General features: G+C 62.0%; 10 protein-coding genes. 5 read left to right on the top strand and 5 right to left on the bottom strand.

All coding sequences use genetic code 11. The features are described from left to right. The gene (locus ABWV89_RS00735) at positions 1–861 is read right to left on the bottom strand and encodes a branched-chain amino acid ABC transporter permease (protein WP_353393255.1); all 861 of its coding nucleotides are present in this window, start codon (positions 859–861) and stop codon (positions 1–3) included. 181 nt (positions 862–1,042) lie between these two features. Beyond that, on the bottom strand, positions 1,043–1,864 hold the full coding sequence (locus ABWV89_RS00730; protein WP_353393253.1) for a hypothetical protein: 822 nt from the start codon (positions 1,862–1,864) through the stop codon (positions 1,043–1,045). A gap of 48 nt (positions 1,865–1,912) precedes the next feature. Here ABWV89_RS00730 and ABWV89_RS00725 point away from each other — a divergent pair, with 48 nt between their 5' ends. Beyond that, a complete protein-coding gene (locus ABWV89_RS00725) occupies positions 1,913–4,324 on the top strand; it encodes an ATP-dependent DNA helicase (protein ID WP_353393251.1) in 2,412 nt (803 codons plus the stop codon). 25 nt (positions 4,325–4,349) lie between these two features. Here the strand turns inward: ABWV89_RS00725 and ABWV89_RS00720 are convergent, their stop codons facing one another. Together ABWV89_RS00720 and ABWV89_RS00715 are read right to left on the bottom strand one after the other, a co-directional pair. Next, entirely contained in the window at positions 4,350–6,137 is a 1,788-nt protein-coding gene (locus ABWV89_RS00720; RefSeq protein WP_353393250.1) for a DUF5666 domain-containing protein, read from the bottom strand. A gap of 2 nt (positions 6,138–6,139) precedes the next feature. Continuing rightward, positions 6,140–7,081 (bottom strand): DUF6502 family protein, encoded by a 942-nt coding sequence (locus tag ABWV89_RS00715; protein ID WP_353393248.1) that lies wholly within the window; start codon positions 7,079–7,081, stop codon positions 6,140–6,142. 231 nt (positions 7,082–7,312) lie between these two features. On the opposite strand from ABWV89_RS00715, the gene ABWV89_RS00710 reads away from it, so the two are divergent. From ABWV89_RS00710 to ABWV89_RS00695, 4 genes are all read left to right on the top strand, one after another. Continuing rightward, entirely contained in the window at positions 7,313–7,774 is a 462-nt protein-coding gene (locus tag ABWV89_RS00710) for a MarR family winged helix-turn-helix transcriptional regulator (protein WP_353393246.1), read from the top strand. A gap of 98 nt (positions 7,775–7,872) precedes the next feature. Continuing rightward, the gene (locus ABWV89_RS00705; protein WP_353393244.1) at positions 7,873–8,928 is read left to right on the top strand and encodes a Rieske 2Fe-2S domain-containing protein; all 1,056 of its coding nucleotides are present in this window, start codon (positions 7,873–7,875) and stop codon (positions 8,926–8,928) included. After that, positions 8,925–9,911 (top strand): PDR/VanB family oxidoreductase, encoded by a 987-nt coding sequence (locus tag ABWV89_RS00700; protein WP_353393242.1) that lies wholly within the window; start codon positions 8,925–8,927, stop codon positions 9,909–9,911. Before ABWV89_RS00705 ends, ABWV89_RS00700 begins: the two co-directional genes overlap by 4 nt. Before the next feature lie 144 nt (positions 9,912–10,055). Then, positions 10,056–12,893 (top strand): PAS domain S-box protein, encoded by a 2,838-nt coding sequence (locus tag ABWV89_RS00695; protein ID WP_353393240.1) that lies wholly within the window; start codon positions 10,056–10,058, stop codon positions 12,891–12,893. 25 nt (positions 12,894–12,918) lie between these two features. Here ABWV89_RS00695 and ABWV89_RS00690 read toward each other — a convergent pair whose 3' ends face one another. Further along, positions 12,919–15,357, bottom strand: coding sequence for a nitric oxide reductase activation protein NorD (locus ABWV89_RS00690; RefSeq protein WP_353393239.1), 2,439 nt, complete (start codon positions 15,355–15,357; stop codon positions 12,919–12,921). Positions 15,358–15,364 lie beyond the last annotated feature (7 nt).

The following is a 15,364-nucleotide window of genomic DNA, read 5'->3' as shown; positions in this document are numbered from 1 at the left end:
TCAGTGGCCTCCCTTGAAGATGCCTTCAGGACGGAACGACAAGATCACCACCAGCGCCACGAAAGCGATGATGTCCTTGTAGTGGTCCGAGACATAGAAGCCACCAAGCGACTCGGCAAAGCCAATGATGATGCCGCCCAGAATGGCGCCAGGCACACTGCCCATGCCACCCAGGATGATGATGACAAAAGCCTTGGTGATCACCAGGTGTCCCATCGCCGGGTAGACCAGGTTGATCGGCGCGTACAGCGTCGCTGCAAAAGCCGCCAGCACCCCCGAGACGGCAAAGGTCAGCATGGCCACGCGGTTGGCGTCGATACCGACCAGCGAGGCACCTTCGCGGTTCTGCGCCATGGCGATGATGGTTGAACCCATGACCGTTCGCGTCAGGAACAGGTGCAAGGCCAGCATCAGGGCAAACGCCGCCACGATGATCAGCAGGCGCTGCACCGGCGCCGTCAAGCCTGCGAACTCCACGATGCCGGTGTAGGGCGTCGGCATGCGCAGGAAGTCGGCACCCCAGATGGCTTGGGCACCCGCTTCCAGAAACAGCAGCAGGCCGATGGCCGCAATCATCGGATGCAGGCCCGACTCATTGCGCAGCGGATGGAACACCAGCCGTTCGGCCAGCGCTGCCAGCACCGCGACCACCGCGGCCGAGCCGAGCATGGCCAGCCAGTAGTTGAGACCAAGCTTGGTCATGAAGGTGTAGGACATGAATGCCCCCACCATGTACAACGCCCCGTGGGCGAAATTCGGCACATGAAGAATGCCGTAGACGAGCGTCAAGCCCAAGGCCACTAGGCTGTATACACCGCCAAGTGTCAGGCCATTGAGCACCTGCTGCAGGAAGGTTTCCACTGTGAACTGCTTTCTCTCTCAAAGGTTGAGGCAGTCAAAAAGCCGCCTCTTCTGAACCATTTTTCGAGACTATATGCTGCACAGTGGAACTGACAAGGCGGGGTAAACCCCGAGAGAGAGTCGCATAAGGCTCAGCAACGCTCGCCTGCGAAAGGACGGTCGAACTGGCGGCGAGCGCGGCTCAGAAAGCTTGTTGCTGCTTGTCTGGCCGGGCTTCCGGTGTGGATTTGGCCAAGGCCATCCAGGTGGAAAAAGGCAGCGCCTCCACCCCTCTGCGCGGGGCCTCGCGCAGCACCTGAATCCGCCCGTCGGCGAACAGTTTGACCCCACACTCGGAGGGGATTTCGTCCACGGTGGCGATGGGCTTGCCCTTGGCATTGCAGCCGATCACATACCAGCATGCCCCGGCCATGGCGAGGTACGCGGCCCGCTTGGCTGGCTTCTTCAGGTCGCCCATCAGGTCCGCCCGACTGACCTTGATCTCGTGCACCACCGGCTCCAGGTAGGCCTCCACCGAGGTTCTCCTCACTGAAAAAACGTCAGGCGCGGCCATCACCCACACCTGGCCTGGCAACTTGGGCGGCGGCTCCAGCATGGCGTCTTCGCTGTGCGCCAGCGGCATGGACTGAGCCATGCTTGTTGCCGCTTGTGCCGCATCGGCTTCATCTTCAAACAGACTCAGCGGCAAGGGCACGCGCAACATCAGGCCCCGCCACGCCAGCCGACCTTCGGCCATCATGGCATGGGCCACTTGCTCGACCAGGGTTTCGTGCGCGCTGCGGGCAGCACGGTTGCCAGCAAACACCTTCGCCAGCAATGCAATACCGGCATCTGTCACTCGCAAATGCTCTCTGCCCAGCTCATCGAAATGGCGTGACAGCATGCCCGAGGCCAGCAACTCCACCTCCAGCACATCATGGCAAGGCCAGCCTGAAGAGCGGTACATTTCGCGCAGGCGCTGGTGGTGACGGCGGTTGAGCACGGGAAGCGAATCATCGGACATACCTGACTATATATCCAGTACCATCGGAACTCCAGAGATCCATCCACAGTGACCGACCAGCCCGCGCCTACCGGAACCACGCAGCCCTCCAGCCTGTTGCCCGCTCTTGCTGACGAAGAGGCGGCACTGCTGGATGTGCCCGTTCGAAAGCTGTGCGACTTTGCAGCCCGTACCGGTGATCTGGACCTGCGTTTCACACCTTCTCCTACAGGCGTGGAAGGCATCGCCGGGCACGGGCAGGTCACCGGTTCAAGAGGTGACGGTTATCAGCGCGAACTGGTACTGGCCTCACGCTGGCAGCAGCTTCGGGTACACGGCCGGGCCGACGGCTTTGACACCAAGGCCATGCGGCTGGAGGAAATCAAGACCCACCGCGGTGATGCCGCCGACATTTCTCACAACAAGACGGCGCTGCACTGGGCGCAAGCCAAGGTCTATGGCTGGATGCTGTGTGAACAGCTCGGCCTCTCGCACCTGGACGTGGCCATCATCTACTTCAACGTCGACACGGGCGTGGAAACCCCCTTGGTCCAGACCTGTGACGCCGAGGACCTGCGAAGCCTTTTTGAAACGCTGTGCTGGCGCTACCTGCATTGGGCGGAACAAGAGCAGGCTCACCGAACCCGACGAGATCTCTGGCTGAAGGACCTCCCCTTCCCGTTTCCAGCCTTCCGACCTGGTCAGCGCGATCTGGCCGAAGCCATCTACAAGGCTCACGGCGCAGGGCGCATTCTGATGGCCCAGGCACCCACCGGCATCGGCAAAACGGCGGCCACGCTGTTTGCTGCCTTGCGCCAGATGCCGCGCCAGTCGCTGGACCGGGTTTTCTATCTGACGGCCCGCACCACTGGCCGGCAGTTGGCTCTGGACGCGCTGAGCCGCCTCACTGCCGACGCGCATGCCGACCAGGCACCCCGACTTCGGGTGGTGGAACGCATCGCCCGCGAGAAGGCATGCGAGCACCCCGACAAGCAATGCCATGGTGACTCCTGCCCACTGGCCAAAGGCTTTTACGACCGCTTGCCGGCAGCACGATCCGAAGCCGTGGCGCACCCACTGTGCGACCAGAGCGGATTGCGCGAAGTGGCTCTCGCACACGACATTTGTCCGTACTACCTCGGGCAGGAGATGCTGCACTGGAGCGACGTAGCCGTTGGTGACTACAACCATTTTTTCGACCTCGGCGCGTATTGGCTGGCCGCGACGCAGGGCGAAGAATGGCGTGTGAGCCTGCTCGTCGATGAAGCCCACAACCTGACGGACAGGGCCCGCAGCATGTACAGCGCCCAACTCCACCCGGGCGCGCTGCAGGCGGCCCGCCATGAAGCGCCTCCAGCGCTTGAGAAGGCATTGGCGCGCACCCAGAAAGGCTGGAATGCCTTTGCCAAGGCCTGGCGAGGTACCGGGGGGCAACCCATATCCGAGCCGCCCGGAGAGCTGGTGCACGCCCTCGGATTGCAGGTGCAGGACTTTGCCGACTGGATGGGCCATCACAGTGCTGAAGCGATACCTGCCGCCTTGCAGGACTGGCACTTCGCCACTCTGCACTTTCTGGATTTGTGCGAACGCTTCGACACGCACTCCCTGGTCGAGGTCGAACGCCCACCCGCCTTCTTGGGGTCAGGATCAGGGCCCGGGTCCGCCCGGCGCCGTGGCATTGATCGCCCCATTGTCGGCATTCGCAACGTGGTGCCTGGCCCTCATCTGGAAGCCGCATGGAAGGCGGTGCACAGTGCCACGCTGTTCTCCGCCACGTTGACGCCCATGGACTATGGCGCGGCGATGTGGTCGCTGCCTGACCCACACGCCCGCATCAGCGTGCCCTCGCCTTTCACGTCCGATCAGCTGAAAGTCTTTTGCACCACCGACATTTCCACCCGGTGGGCAGACCGCCAACAATCCCTGCCATCACTGGTGTCCACCATTGCAGCCCAGTACGCCGAACAACCGGGCAACTACCTGGCGTTTTTCAGCAGCTTTGACTACCTGGAGCAGGCCCACGATGCCCTTTCCAGGTGTCACCCATCTGTGCCCGTGTGGCACCAGACACGGGGCATGACCGAGCCGGAGCGCCAGGCGTTTCTGGATCGCTTCACCGACCACAGCCAAGGCGTTGGCATGGTCGTCCTCGGTGGTGCGTTTGCAGAAGGAATCGACTTGCCCGGCAAGCGCCTGATCGGCGCCTTCATCGCCACCCTGGGAATGCCACAGGTCAATGCCGGGAATGAGCGGGTGAAACATCAACTCGACCAACTGTTTGGCCCTGGGCAGGGCTACGCCTATGCCTACCTCTATCCGGGCCTGCAGAAAGTGGTGCAGGCGGCAGGGAGGGTGATCAGAGATGAGTCGGATACTGGCTGTGTCTGGTTGCTCGATGACCGGTATGGCAAGTCGCCCGCTGCTGCGCTGCTGCCTCACTGGTGGCAAGTAGAGCGCAGGCGGGCGCCACGACCAAACTGATCATCGCGCCATGGACGCCTTGAGGTCAGCGGCTGTTGCCACGGCCATTGCCGCCTGCGTTGCTGTTGCCCGAGTTGCCGTTGCCGTTTCCATTGCCGCCAGCGTTGCTGTTGCCCGAGTTGCCGTTGCCGTTTCCATTGCCACCGGCGTTGCTGTTGCCCGAGTTGCCGTTGCCGTTTCCATTGCCACCGGCGTTGCTGTTGCCCGAATTGCCGTTGCCGTTTCCATTGCCACCGGCGTTGCTGTTGCCCGAATTGCCGTTGCCGTTTCCATTGCCACCGGCGTTGCTGTTGCCCGAATTGCCACGGCCGTCACCGCCTGCACTGTTGCTGCCCGCGCCTCCCGATTTGCCGGCGCCGTTCGCATTCACTGCGCTGCTGGCAGGTGACTCGCTCTGGCTTGCCGAAGACGTTGTCGTGCTGGCCGCGGCCCTCACTGCAGCCGAGCGACTCAACTGGGGCCGGGACTCAACCCGCTGTGCGGCGAAGGTCCGCTCCTTGGTCAAGCGAGCACGCACCAGCACCCGTTCACCCAAGGCAGGCGCCGCAGCAGACTTGGGCAAGCCGGAGGCGTCCACGTCCGCATAGCCCAGGTGCAGGACCCCACCATCATTGCCCCCGACAAAGCCCTCGAAGATGACTTCTTCTGCGTCGCCCAGCGCAGCCACCGTCGGATCCAGCCTGTGGCCAGCCACATGGATCGTTCCATCTTCAGCCCAGTTGCCGCTGACCCAGATCTCACGGCCGTTGGCTGGCCATGCAGCCTCAAGCGAACGGTCAGGCTTCACGACGGTGCCGCCAATCAGGTAGTGACCCAACGCATCACGGAACGCCTGACCCTTGACCTGCGCCTGAGCCGCTTCCGTTCGCTGGACTCTGGTTGCCACGACCACGCCATCGCCTCGGCGGTGACCACTGACACGAACCCAGCTGCCAACGCTCACATCTTCAAGGTCTACCTGTTCGAGCACCTGGACGGTCTCGCCCATGACCCCAAGCTGCCGGCCATCTTCCGAGACGAAAGTCACCGGCCCGACCATGGCATCCTGAACGTCGATATGGACAGCATGCAGCACACCCTTGTCATCAGGGCGTGCATTGAGCACCACCACCTGACCTACCTGCAGCGCAGCCATGCCGGCGTCGCGGCCTGAGCGGGTGACCGGCGTTTGAGCGGCGTACTCCACTTCCACACCATTGACACAGATACTGGCAAAACCGGTGACCACACCGACCACGCCAGTGCCGCCGACACCGGAAGCGTCAGCCACCTGGCCGGTTCCACCGACACCTCCCGGCATGGCCGGAGCGCCTGTGCCGCCAATGCCCGAAGAAGCACTTGCCACCTGACCTGTACCGCCCACACCCACGGGAGAAGCTGGTGCGCCTGTGCCGCCAATGCCCGAGGCACTCGCCACCTGGCCTGTGCCGCCCACACCCACGGGAGAAGCTGGTGCACCTGTGCCACCAATGCCCGAAGCACTCGCCACCTGACCTGTACCGCCCACACCCACGGGAGAAGCTGGTGCGCCTGTGCCACCAATGCCCGAAGCACTCGCCACCTGACCTGTACCGCCCACACCCACGGGAGAAGCTGGTGCGCCTGTGCCGCCAATGCCCGAAGCACTTGCCACCTGACCGGTGCCGCCCACACCTACGGGGGCATTGGGATTGACCAGGGACGCTTGCGCGCAAGCGTTCACTGGCACTGCTTGCGCAGCGTCATCTGGCAGGACAGCGCAACTTGCCAGCCAGGCGGCTGCAGCGATGGCCAGCAGGCCGTGAATGAGACGACGGGGACGATGCAGATTCATGTTCAGGCCCGATCCTCATCGCCACTGGCAGATGCGTCGGCGTCTTCCGCACGTTCGCTGTAGAAATAGATGCCCATGGTCATGCGATGCACGGGCTGTTCGCTTGGATCGTTTCGGTCACAGGCTTCGGCCTCCATGGCCGTCTGATTCACCGACAGCAAGGCCTTCATGCCCATGTGTTCTGCCATCTGTCCCAGCTGGCGAATCGACATGGCGGACAAACCGCTGTAGTGCACGCTGCGCTCCATGAAGGGCGCTTCCTGGCCCATGACGTTGCGTACCGCCGCACAGGCATGGTCACCCAGGTTGTGCCCCAGGTAGAAGGCCTTCTCGTCTGCGCCCTTTGACGGCACAAATGCATGAGTGTTGAGCTTGACCCGACCCTGCTCGGTCAGCGACACCACCCCCAGTCGCAGCAGCTCGTCGAGCACAACGCGCGAACGGATATCACTGTTGATGCCCGAGACCAATGCCTCAAAGGAAACCTCTCCGCCCTCGCTGGCCATGCGCGGCAATGCCTTGGGCGAACCGTCATCATTGAGATACCGGGGCTGTGCTGTCCACCGGGACACCACCTGCGTTCCCAGCGGCACAATGCTGGGGCCGTCGTCCTGCTCCGATGAAGACAGAGACCGTATACGGCTGACATCTTTGCGGTGAACGCCGGTGAGCAGACTCACGCGGCTGTCGGTCGAGGGCTTTTCGTCCAGGCGGAAGTCCTTGTCCGCCACTTCCACAAAAAGCCGCTTGAGCAGTTCATTGAGGTATTGAATCGTCACCCCGTTCTGCAGCATCAGCTTGACAAGTGGTCGAAGCACACGCCGCAAGGCTTGAACCACGGCAGGGGAAGGCGCCATCGCTCCGCCAGTTGCGTCGATGGGGGCATCAGTCGCGATGGACCGATCGGCAGGCGCCGACAAGGGATTTTCTGCTGAAGAGTCCATGATCGAATGTGTCTACTCCTGAAACGAACTTTAACATTCACCGTGGGAAATCTGCCGAATCTCGCCATTTAGCCGTGGATTAAGTCACATTTTGGTCCGAACGACGTACGTAGAGCCCTGCATTTTTGTCGCATTGCAACACAAAAGTTCAAGTGGTATACATTCCCGCGCATTCAGATTCCCGCAACTTTTGGGCGGTGCAAGCCGGATTGGCGCCGGTATAGTCTTGTCATGCCTGAGCCCACCTCTTCGCCCCATTCAGACCCCATGGACCTGCTCCATGAGCCAGGCCACCTGATTCGGCGCGCACACCAGCGAGCGGTATCCGTGTTCCACGACACCCACGGGCGAGACGTCACGCCAGTGCAATACGCACTGCTGCGCGCTTTGGACAAAGATCCAGGCATCGACCAGGTCACACTGGCTGAACGTGTTGCACTCGATACCTCCACCACGGCGGACATTGCCGCCCGTATGGAAAAAAAAGGGTGGATCCGTCGTGAGCTTCTGGCACGTCGGCAGCGTTCCTTGCACTTGACCAGCGAGGGCCAGGCACTGCTGGCCGCCATGCTGCCCCGCGTGGACCCTATGTACGAGCAACTGCTGAGCAGCTTGACCCCGTCAGAACGCCAGCAACTGCTCGGGCTGCTTCAGAAGCTGGTTGGCCTGGCCTCGCCAGAAGACGCCGGGTAAGCCCCAGTCACAAACACTCTTGTGTGACGTAGAATTCCTTCATTCCGTATACTGAATGACTTTCACGGTCGATCCGTGCCCAAGAAGGAGAATCCCCCATGTTTCCCGTCAATACCTGGTATGTCGCCGCCAGCAGCGACGAGCTCAAAGACAAGCCATTGGGTCGCACCATCTGCAATCAGCGCATGGCCTTCTACCGCGGCAAAGATCAACAGGTGCATGCCGTGGAAGACTTTTGCCCCCACCGTGGCGCCCCGCTCTCCCTGGGCTTCGTCTCTGACGGCAAGCTGGTGTGCGGCTATCACGGCCTGGAGATGGGCTGTGATGGAAAGACCATCGCCATGCCTGGACAACGCGTCAAGGGATTTCCAGCCATTGGCACCTATGCAGCCGTCGAACGCTATGGCTTCATCTGGGTGTGGCCTGGCGATCAGGACAAGGCAGACCCGGCGCTCATTCCTGAGATGGAGTGGCACGACAACCCCGAATGGGCCTACGGCGGTGGCCTTTACCACGTGAAAGCGGACTACCGGCTCATGGTCGACAACCTCATGGACCTCACCCATGAGACCTATGTGCACGCCACCAGCATCGGACAACCCGAGATCGATGAGACGCCGTGCAGGACCACGGTCGAGGGCGACGCCGTCGTGACCAGCCGGTTCATGAGCGACATTCCGGCGCCACCTTTCTGGAAGGCGGCGTTGCGGGCCAAAGGCCTGGCCGACGACGTGCCGGTGGACCGCTGGCAGATTTGCCGCTTCACGCCGCCCAGCCATGTGATGATCGAAGCGGGCGTCGCCCATGCCGGTCACGGCGGCTATGAAGCCCCCGCAGAACACAAGGTTTACAGCGTTGTGGTCGACTTCATCACACCGGAGACGGACACCAGCATGTGGTATTTCTGGGGCATGGCGCGCAAGTTCAAGCCAGAGGACGCAACATTGACGGACCAGATCCGGGAAGGTCAGGGCAAGATCTTTGCCGAAGACCTTGAAATGCTAGAACGCCAGCAAGCGAACCTGAGCGCACACCCCACCCGTGCCTTGCTCAAGCTCAACATCGATGCCGGCGGCGTGCAGTCCAGAAGAATCATTGACCGCCTGGTCTCGCAAGAACAGGCGGCCTCACAACAACAGGAGACCACAGCATGAGCCAACCTGACTTGCCCTTGCAAGTAAAGGTCGCACACAAGCAGGCAGAAGCCCAGGACATTTGTACGCTGGAGCTGGTCCGTGCCGACGGCAGCGCCCTGCCCGCCTTCGAGGCAGGTGCACACATTGACATTGCCGTGCCAGGCACCGCCGCTGGCAGCACCATCGTGCGCCAGTACTCGCTGTGCAACACACCCGGCGAGACGCACCGCTACGTGCTGGGCGTGTTGCGCGACGCGGCATCTCGTGGTGGCTCAGCCGGGGTTCACGAACGACTGAACGTCGGCGATGTCGTTTCCATCAGTGAGCCACGCAACCACTTCCCCATTGACAGCAGCGCTGGCCATCACCTGCTGCTCGCTGGCGGCATCGGCATCACGCCGCTGCTGGCCATGGCGCTCACGCTGCAGGCTCAAGGCAAGTCCTTTACCCTTCACCACGCCACGCGCAGTGCCAGTCGTACGCCATTCGTGGAAATGCTCAGGCAATCGGCCTTCGCCGATCGCGTGCACCATCACTTCGATGACGGCGCTGCCGAACAAAAACTCGACATTGCGCAAGTGCTCGCCGCTGCCTCACCTGAGACCCACCTTTACGTGTGCGGCCCGCAGGGATTCATGGATGCCGTGCTCGACCAGGCCAAATCCGCTGGCTGGGCGAGCGAAAGGGTGCACTACGAGTTCTTCGGCGCGGCCCCTACAGCGCGAGCCGATGACGGCAGCTTCGAAATCGAGATCGCCAGCACAGGACAGATCATCCCCGTGGCACCTGACGTCTCCGCCCTGCAAGCCATGCTCGATGCCGGCTTTGACATCCCCATGTCCTGCGAACAAGGCGTCTGCGGAACATGTCTTACCGGCGTCAAAGGGGGTGAAGTTGACCACCGCGACCACTACCTCACCGACGAAGAGCAGGCGGAGCATGACCAGTTCATGCCCTGCTGTTCCCGGGCCAGATCGGCACGCCTGATCGTGGACTTGTAGCAGCCCAGATTCGCCGACGACAAAGCCCCCTGATGGGGGCTTTTTCATGCGCCAATGAGCTTGCTCAGGCACAAATAACCCAGCAGTTTGCCGGCCAGCTGCCGATAAGGCCATGGGGAGACATGCAATATCCCAGGCAAGCTCATGGCAGACAGAGAACCTCAGTCCTCCTTCTACTCCGAAAGCGAACTGTTCAGTAGTACTTTCGAAGATGCACCGGTGGAGCGCAAGCGCCCCTGGTACAAATCGCTGCGCACCCGCTTGACGCTGCTGAGTCTGGCGCCCATTCTGGTCGTTCTGCCGCTGGTCCTGATCGTGCTGCACCATGTGGCCGAAGCGCGCATTGACGACATGCGCGAATCCAGCCTTCGTTCGGACCTTGCGTCAGCCCACACCTTCGTCGCCCGCATGAAGTGGGAAGCCACCTCCGAACTCAGCCAGGCGGCAAACAACGAAGAACTGACCGCACTCATTGATTCGGGTGCCACGAAGGGCCGCCTCCACCCCCTGCTGCGACGCCTGGCCAATGAACGCAACCTGGACGCCTTGCTGGTCATCGATGACGATGGCCACATCATGGCTTCGGACAGCCTTCTGGCATCCGATGCGCTCGCACCCCGCGTGCTGTTCACGCACAAGGATCCCAGCCAGATATCGGAAGCGGGTCTGGCGCGGCTGGACGAGTCCACCCTGCTGACCCTGGGCAACCGCACGGCCGCACGCTGGCAAGCGGCCCTGAACACGGGCCCGCGGACCCGCTATCACCCCCCAGCTCTGGTGCTTCATACCAGCGTCCAGTTGCCAACAGAGAAAGACGGGCGCAAGCTGTCTCTGGTCGGCGTGACCTTCATCAATGGCCACAGCCCCATGTTGCAAAGGTTGCGAAGAGCACTCTATGCCGACACCTCCGACACTCAGGCAAGTGGCGGAATCGCCGTCGTCCTCGTGGAAGACAAAGTGATCGCCAGCAGTCGTCCACGAGGCGAGGACATTGAGCGTATTGGCAGTGACATCACCGGAGCAGAAGCGGCCAGCCATCAGGATGGCCAGTGGCACGAGCCCATCATGCACGGTGGGCAGGAATATGCCATTGGCTTCGAACCACTGATCACGTCCGACGGACAAAACGTCGGCACCCTGGGTCTGGGGTTCCCCATTGAGCCCTACACACAGACAAAAGCCATGCTGATGGCATCCGTCGGCACGGCCATGGCCGTCGGCATGGTCTTGCTCAGCGTCCTGTTCGGCTTGATGGGCCGAGATCTCAGCAAGCGACTGCAGGACATCGGCAACACCATGGTCGCCGTGAGACAGGGCAGGCGAAACAAGCGCGTCAAGGCCACCAACCGGGTTGACGAACTGGGCACCGTGGCTCGCGGCTTCAACCGCATGCTGGACACCATTGAAGAGCAATACCTGACGCAACAGGCGGCACAGGAAGCGGCAGCAGCAGAAGTCTCCCGGCGGCGCGCCCTCTTCGAGGCCGAACGCGACGGCGTCGTCATCGTCAATCCGGACGGAACGGTGTTCGAGGCCAATCCGGCGATCGCCAAACTGCTGGGATACACCTACGAGGAAATGCAGTGCCTGCACGTTACCGATTGGGAAAGCGCCAAGGACCCCGAGCAAGTCAAGGAGATCATCTCCTCCCTCACTGGAGAGGGCCACGTCTTCGAGACCGAACTCAAACGCAAGGACGGCTGGCGCTTCCCCGCCGAGGTGTCGCTGAGCAAGGCCGCATGGGGAAACAGCACCTTTGTCTTCGCACTCATACGCGACATCTCTGCCCGAAAAGCGGTCGAGGAAGAACTCGACCGCTACCAGCAAACACTGGAAGAACTGGTCGAACACCGGACAAGGGAACTCAATGATCGCAACGAAGAACTCGACACGGTCTTCGCCATCAGCCCGGACGGCCTTGTGTCATTCGATCGCAACGGCAAGGTGATTTCGGTCAACCAGGCATTTCTGCGCATGACCGACCTCAACCGGGCACAGGTGGAAGGCCTGCGCGAGGATACGTTTGATGCCCTCATCCGCGCGCGTTGCGAATCGCCTCAGACATATCCAGGCATACGGGTCATGCGCGAACAGCTCGAGGCGCGCAAACTGGGCGATGCCAAACCAGGGGCGGTGGGCCGTACCCGCCTCTCCCTCAACGGTCCTCCACCAAGGGTCCTGGACATTGCGATCCAGCTATCGGAAGGTGGCGAAGTGGCGCAAGTACTTTATGTGCGCGACGTCACGCGCGAGACCGAGATCGACCGGATGAAAAGCGAGTTTCTCTCGACAGCGGCGCACGAGTTGCGCACACCCATGGCCAGTATCTTCGGCTTTTCCGAACTGCTGCTCATGCGCAAGTTTGGCGAGGACAAGCGCAGAGATCTTCTGGAAACCATTTCGAGGCAAGCCTCTCGCATGTCCACCATCATCGACGAGCTGCTTGATCTGGCACGCATCGAAGCCCGCCAGGGCAAGGACTTTGTGCTGGAGTCCATCGAGCTCAAAGAGTTGATTTCACAGGTGGCCGGTGACTACAGTCCGCCACCCGGCCGCAACTCGCCCAGGCTATCTCTGCCAGAGTCGCCACTGCCGATTCGCGTAGACAAGGGCAAATTGCAGCAGGCCTTGCTCAACATCATCTCCAACGCCTACAAATACTCCCCCGATGGAGGCGACGTCGACATCGCTTGCATGCTCGGTGATGAGGAGACACGCGTCGGCATCCAGATACGGGACCACGGCATGGGCATGACGCCCGAGCAGCTGGCCCGCGTCTTCGAACGCTTCTTCCGTGCCGACGATTCCGGACACATTCCCGGCACTGGTCTGGGCATGAGCATCGTCAAGGAAATCATCGAAATCCACGGCGGCGAGGTCTTGGTCGACAGTGATTTTGGCAAAGGAACTACCGTCACGTTCTGGCTTCCTGCCCATCAAGACGCAGAAGCTGAAGCCGCCTTGCCTGAAGCGTCTCAATAGGAGAGCAGACCTGCCAACGGAGGGGTCAGCGCGTCAGGCTGGCGTACAGCAAGGGCAGCTTCTCCGGCAGGCGTTGCACCCGGTCAACCACCATGTAGTTGCGCGCGCCGAAAATGCGGCTGACGTACGCGTCTGCACGGGGGTCCAGCGTCATGCAAAAGCTGTTCACGCCGCTGCGCGTCGCGTTCTCCACCGCCTTTTTGGCATCCTGCCGCAAGTACTGCGGATCGCGCACGTCCACGTCGGCCGGCTCACCGTCAGTGATGACGATCAACAGCTTCTTTGAGCTCTTTTGCTGCTCCAGCAACGCCGTGGCGTGACGAATCGCTGCCCCCATGCGGGTCGACAGCTTGCCCTCCATGCCCGCCATGCGCGCCTTAGCGAGGTCACTGTACGGCTGATTGAAATCCTTGAAACGCCAGTAGTTCACTTCCTGCCGCCCATCCGAGCAGAAGCCGTGGATGGCGAACGGATCGCCCACCTTGTGCATGGCGTCGGCCAGCAGCGCGCAAGCTGAACGCGTCAAATCCAGGACCGTCTGCCGAGGCACAGGTTCGACTCGGTCGCCGGGCCGCCCCAAGACCGAGTCAGCCCCCTCGGGGGGCAGCGACCCGCGAAGCGGCGGAGCGTGGGGGCCAGTGACCTCGTCGTTGGTGGATTCAGACAGGTCCAGCAGCACGAGCACGGATATGTCCCGGGTCTTGCGCACGCTGCGCATCATGATGCGAGGGTCGGGCTGTCGCTTCATGCGCACATCCACCATGGCCTGCAAGGCAGCGTTGAGATCGACCTCGTCACCGTCTTCCAGCTTGCGAATGCGCTGCACGCCTTGTGGTTGCATGGCGTCCAGCAAGAACTTGATGCGACTGACCAAGGGGCGGTGCTCATCAATGACGGCATCAATCGTCTCTGGCTCGCCCAGCGTTGGTCGGCGTTCCTGCACCGTGGCCCAGGCGGGGCGCTCGAGCTGGATCTGGTGATCCCACTCGGGGTAATGCACCGGCTCGGCCATGGGCGCCTTGCCTTCGCTGTCGTTGAAGGAGACACCCATGTCTTCGTACGGAAACAGCTCTGTGCCCAGCACCCAGATTTCCTGCGCGTCGTCACCAGCGGTCTCCACATCGATCTCGTTGGCGAACTCCATCAGGTTCACATGCTTGCGCACCTGGCGCTGCGGTTCGTAACCTGCCGAGGCGGCGCGCTCGGCATCAAAGCCGTCAAAAGCCCAGATGTAGCGGTTGTCATCCCGGTAGGGCGCTGCCAACACATCGGTTCGTGGGTGGAAGTCAGGCCCCTTCACGGCGTCCCGGTACCTGTGTGCCAGCGCCACACCCACATCCCAGGAGGCTGTGTTGTCCTCGGGGTTGGCCAAAACCGTGGGCAAGACTTCTGCCCAACGCATGCGGGCTTCAGCAATCCAGGGGTGATCGTCCTGATATGCCTCATCCACCAGCGCACGAGCGAGCCGGTTGAGCCAGTCGCCGGCCGATGCCGACGCGTCTGGCGTGGTCAGGTGCATGTCGCCCCAGAGCTTGCGCAGGCCGGGAAACTTGTCCATGGCCAACGCTTCCACCCGAGCGTCTTCGATCACACCAATCACCGCCATCTGCCAGGGTGTCATGCCCTCGGCAGACATAGGCTGATGGGTGTGGACCATGTGGGCTGCGGCGTGAGCAGCGCTGGCCCGGTACAGGGTCAAACCATCGACCAGGCCCTCGTGGCCCTGAACCGCATCCACGGCGTCGGGGAGGTGGATCAGCCAGTCTTCAATGAAAGGCCGCAGACCCTCGCGGTTTTCGAAATCACCTGCCGTGGGGCGCATGAAGAAGTCGCGTCCCCAGAGCGCGCGCAAGTACATGTTGATGCGCCGCTGAACGTCCACCAGCAGCGTCCCCTTGCGTTCCTTCTGGAGCATGGCCAGCGACTCTTTCGAGGCCAGGCCGAAGTACTCGATTTGCGCTTCGTAGTTGGTGCGGTGCGCATGGGCACCCCAGTTCGCCCAACGGCGCAATCCACCCAGCGTGAGTTGCCCGAACAAGGTGTCGAGTTGCCCGAGCATGGGGCGCAAGCCACGAGGCGCCTGCGCCAGCAGTCCATTGAGGAACTGCAGGTATTGCAAAAGCAGCTCACCATCGGCCAACCGGCGTGCTGCGGTCGGCGCAGTGGCCAACACCAGCTCGATCACAGCGCCCGACGTCCGGGATGCAAAGCCCAGGGTAGCCGTGGCCAGGTCGCCCACCACATCTTCACCGACCTCACGCGCCACCTGAGGAACCGCATCGATCCACGCGAGCACAACCGCGTCGCCCTTGCCCAGCCCTTGCAAGGCCGAAGCACCTTTCGCGTAGTTGTCCAACCCCCGCGCCGACAACACCCGTGCGGCCTCGGACCAATTGGTCGTCAGGTGCTCACGCGGTCGCTCGGCCAGCGACTCTGTCCATTGCTCAAGGTCCTGAAGGTTCACCGGCGCT

Source organism: Hydrogenophaga sp. 5NK40-0174 (assembly GCF_040372165.1).
Lineage (GTDB): Bacteria > Pseudomonadota > Gammaproteobacteria > Burkholderiales > Burkholderiaceae_C > Hydrogenophaga.
The sequence above is the reverse complement of the archived record's forward strand: the minus strand, read 5'-3'. Positions and strand labels throughout refer to the sequence as shown.

Excerpts from the sequence above, each read along its gene's own strand:
- ABWV89_RS00715 (WP_353393248.1), bottom strand. The coding sequence starts at position 7,081 with ATGGACTCTTCAGCAGAAAATCCCTTGTCGGCGCCTGCCGATCGGTCC.
- ABWV89_RS00700 (WP_353393242.1), top strand. The coding sequence starts at position 8,925 with ATGAGCCAACCTGACTTGCCCTTGCAAGTAAAGGTCGCACACAAGCAG.
- ABWV89_RS00695 (WP_353393240.1), top strand. The coding sequence starts at position 10,056 with ATGGCAGACAGAGAACCTCAGTCCTCCTTCTACTCCGAAAGCGAACTG.
- ABWV89_RS00705 (WP_353393244.1), top strand. The coding sequence starts at position 7,873 with ATGTTTCCCGTCAATACCTGGTATGTCGCCGCCAGCAGCGACGAGCTC.
- ABWV89_RS00710 (WP_353393246.1), top strand. The coding sequence starts at position 7,313 with ATGCCTGAGCCCACCTCTTCGCCCCATTCAGACCCCATGGACCTGCTC.
- ABWV89_RS00730 (WP_353393253.1), bottom strand. The coding sequence starts at position 1,864 with ATGTCCGATGATTCGCTTCCCGTGCTCAACCGCCGTCACCACCAGCGC.
- ABWV89_RS00720 (WP_353393250.1), bottom strand. The coding sequence starts at position 6,137 with ATGAATCTGCATCGTCCCCGTCGTCTCATTCACGGCCTGCTGGCCATC.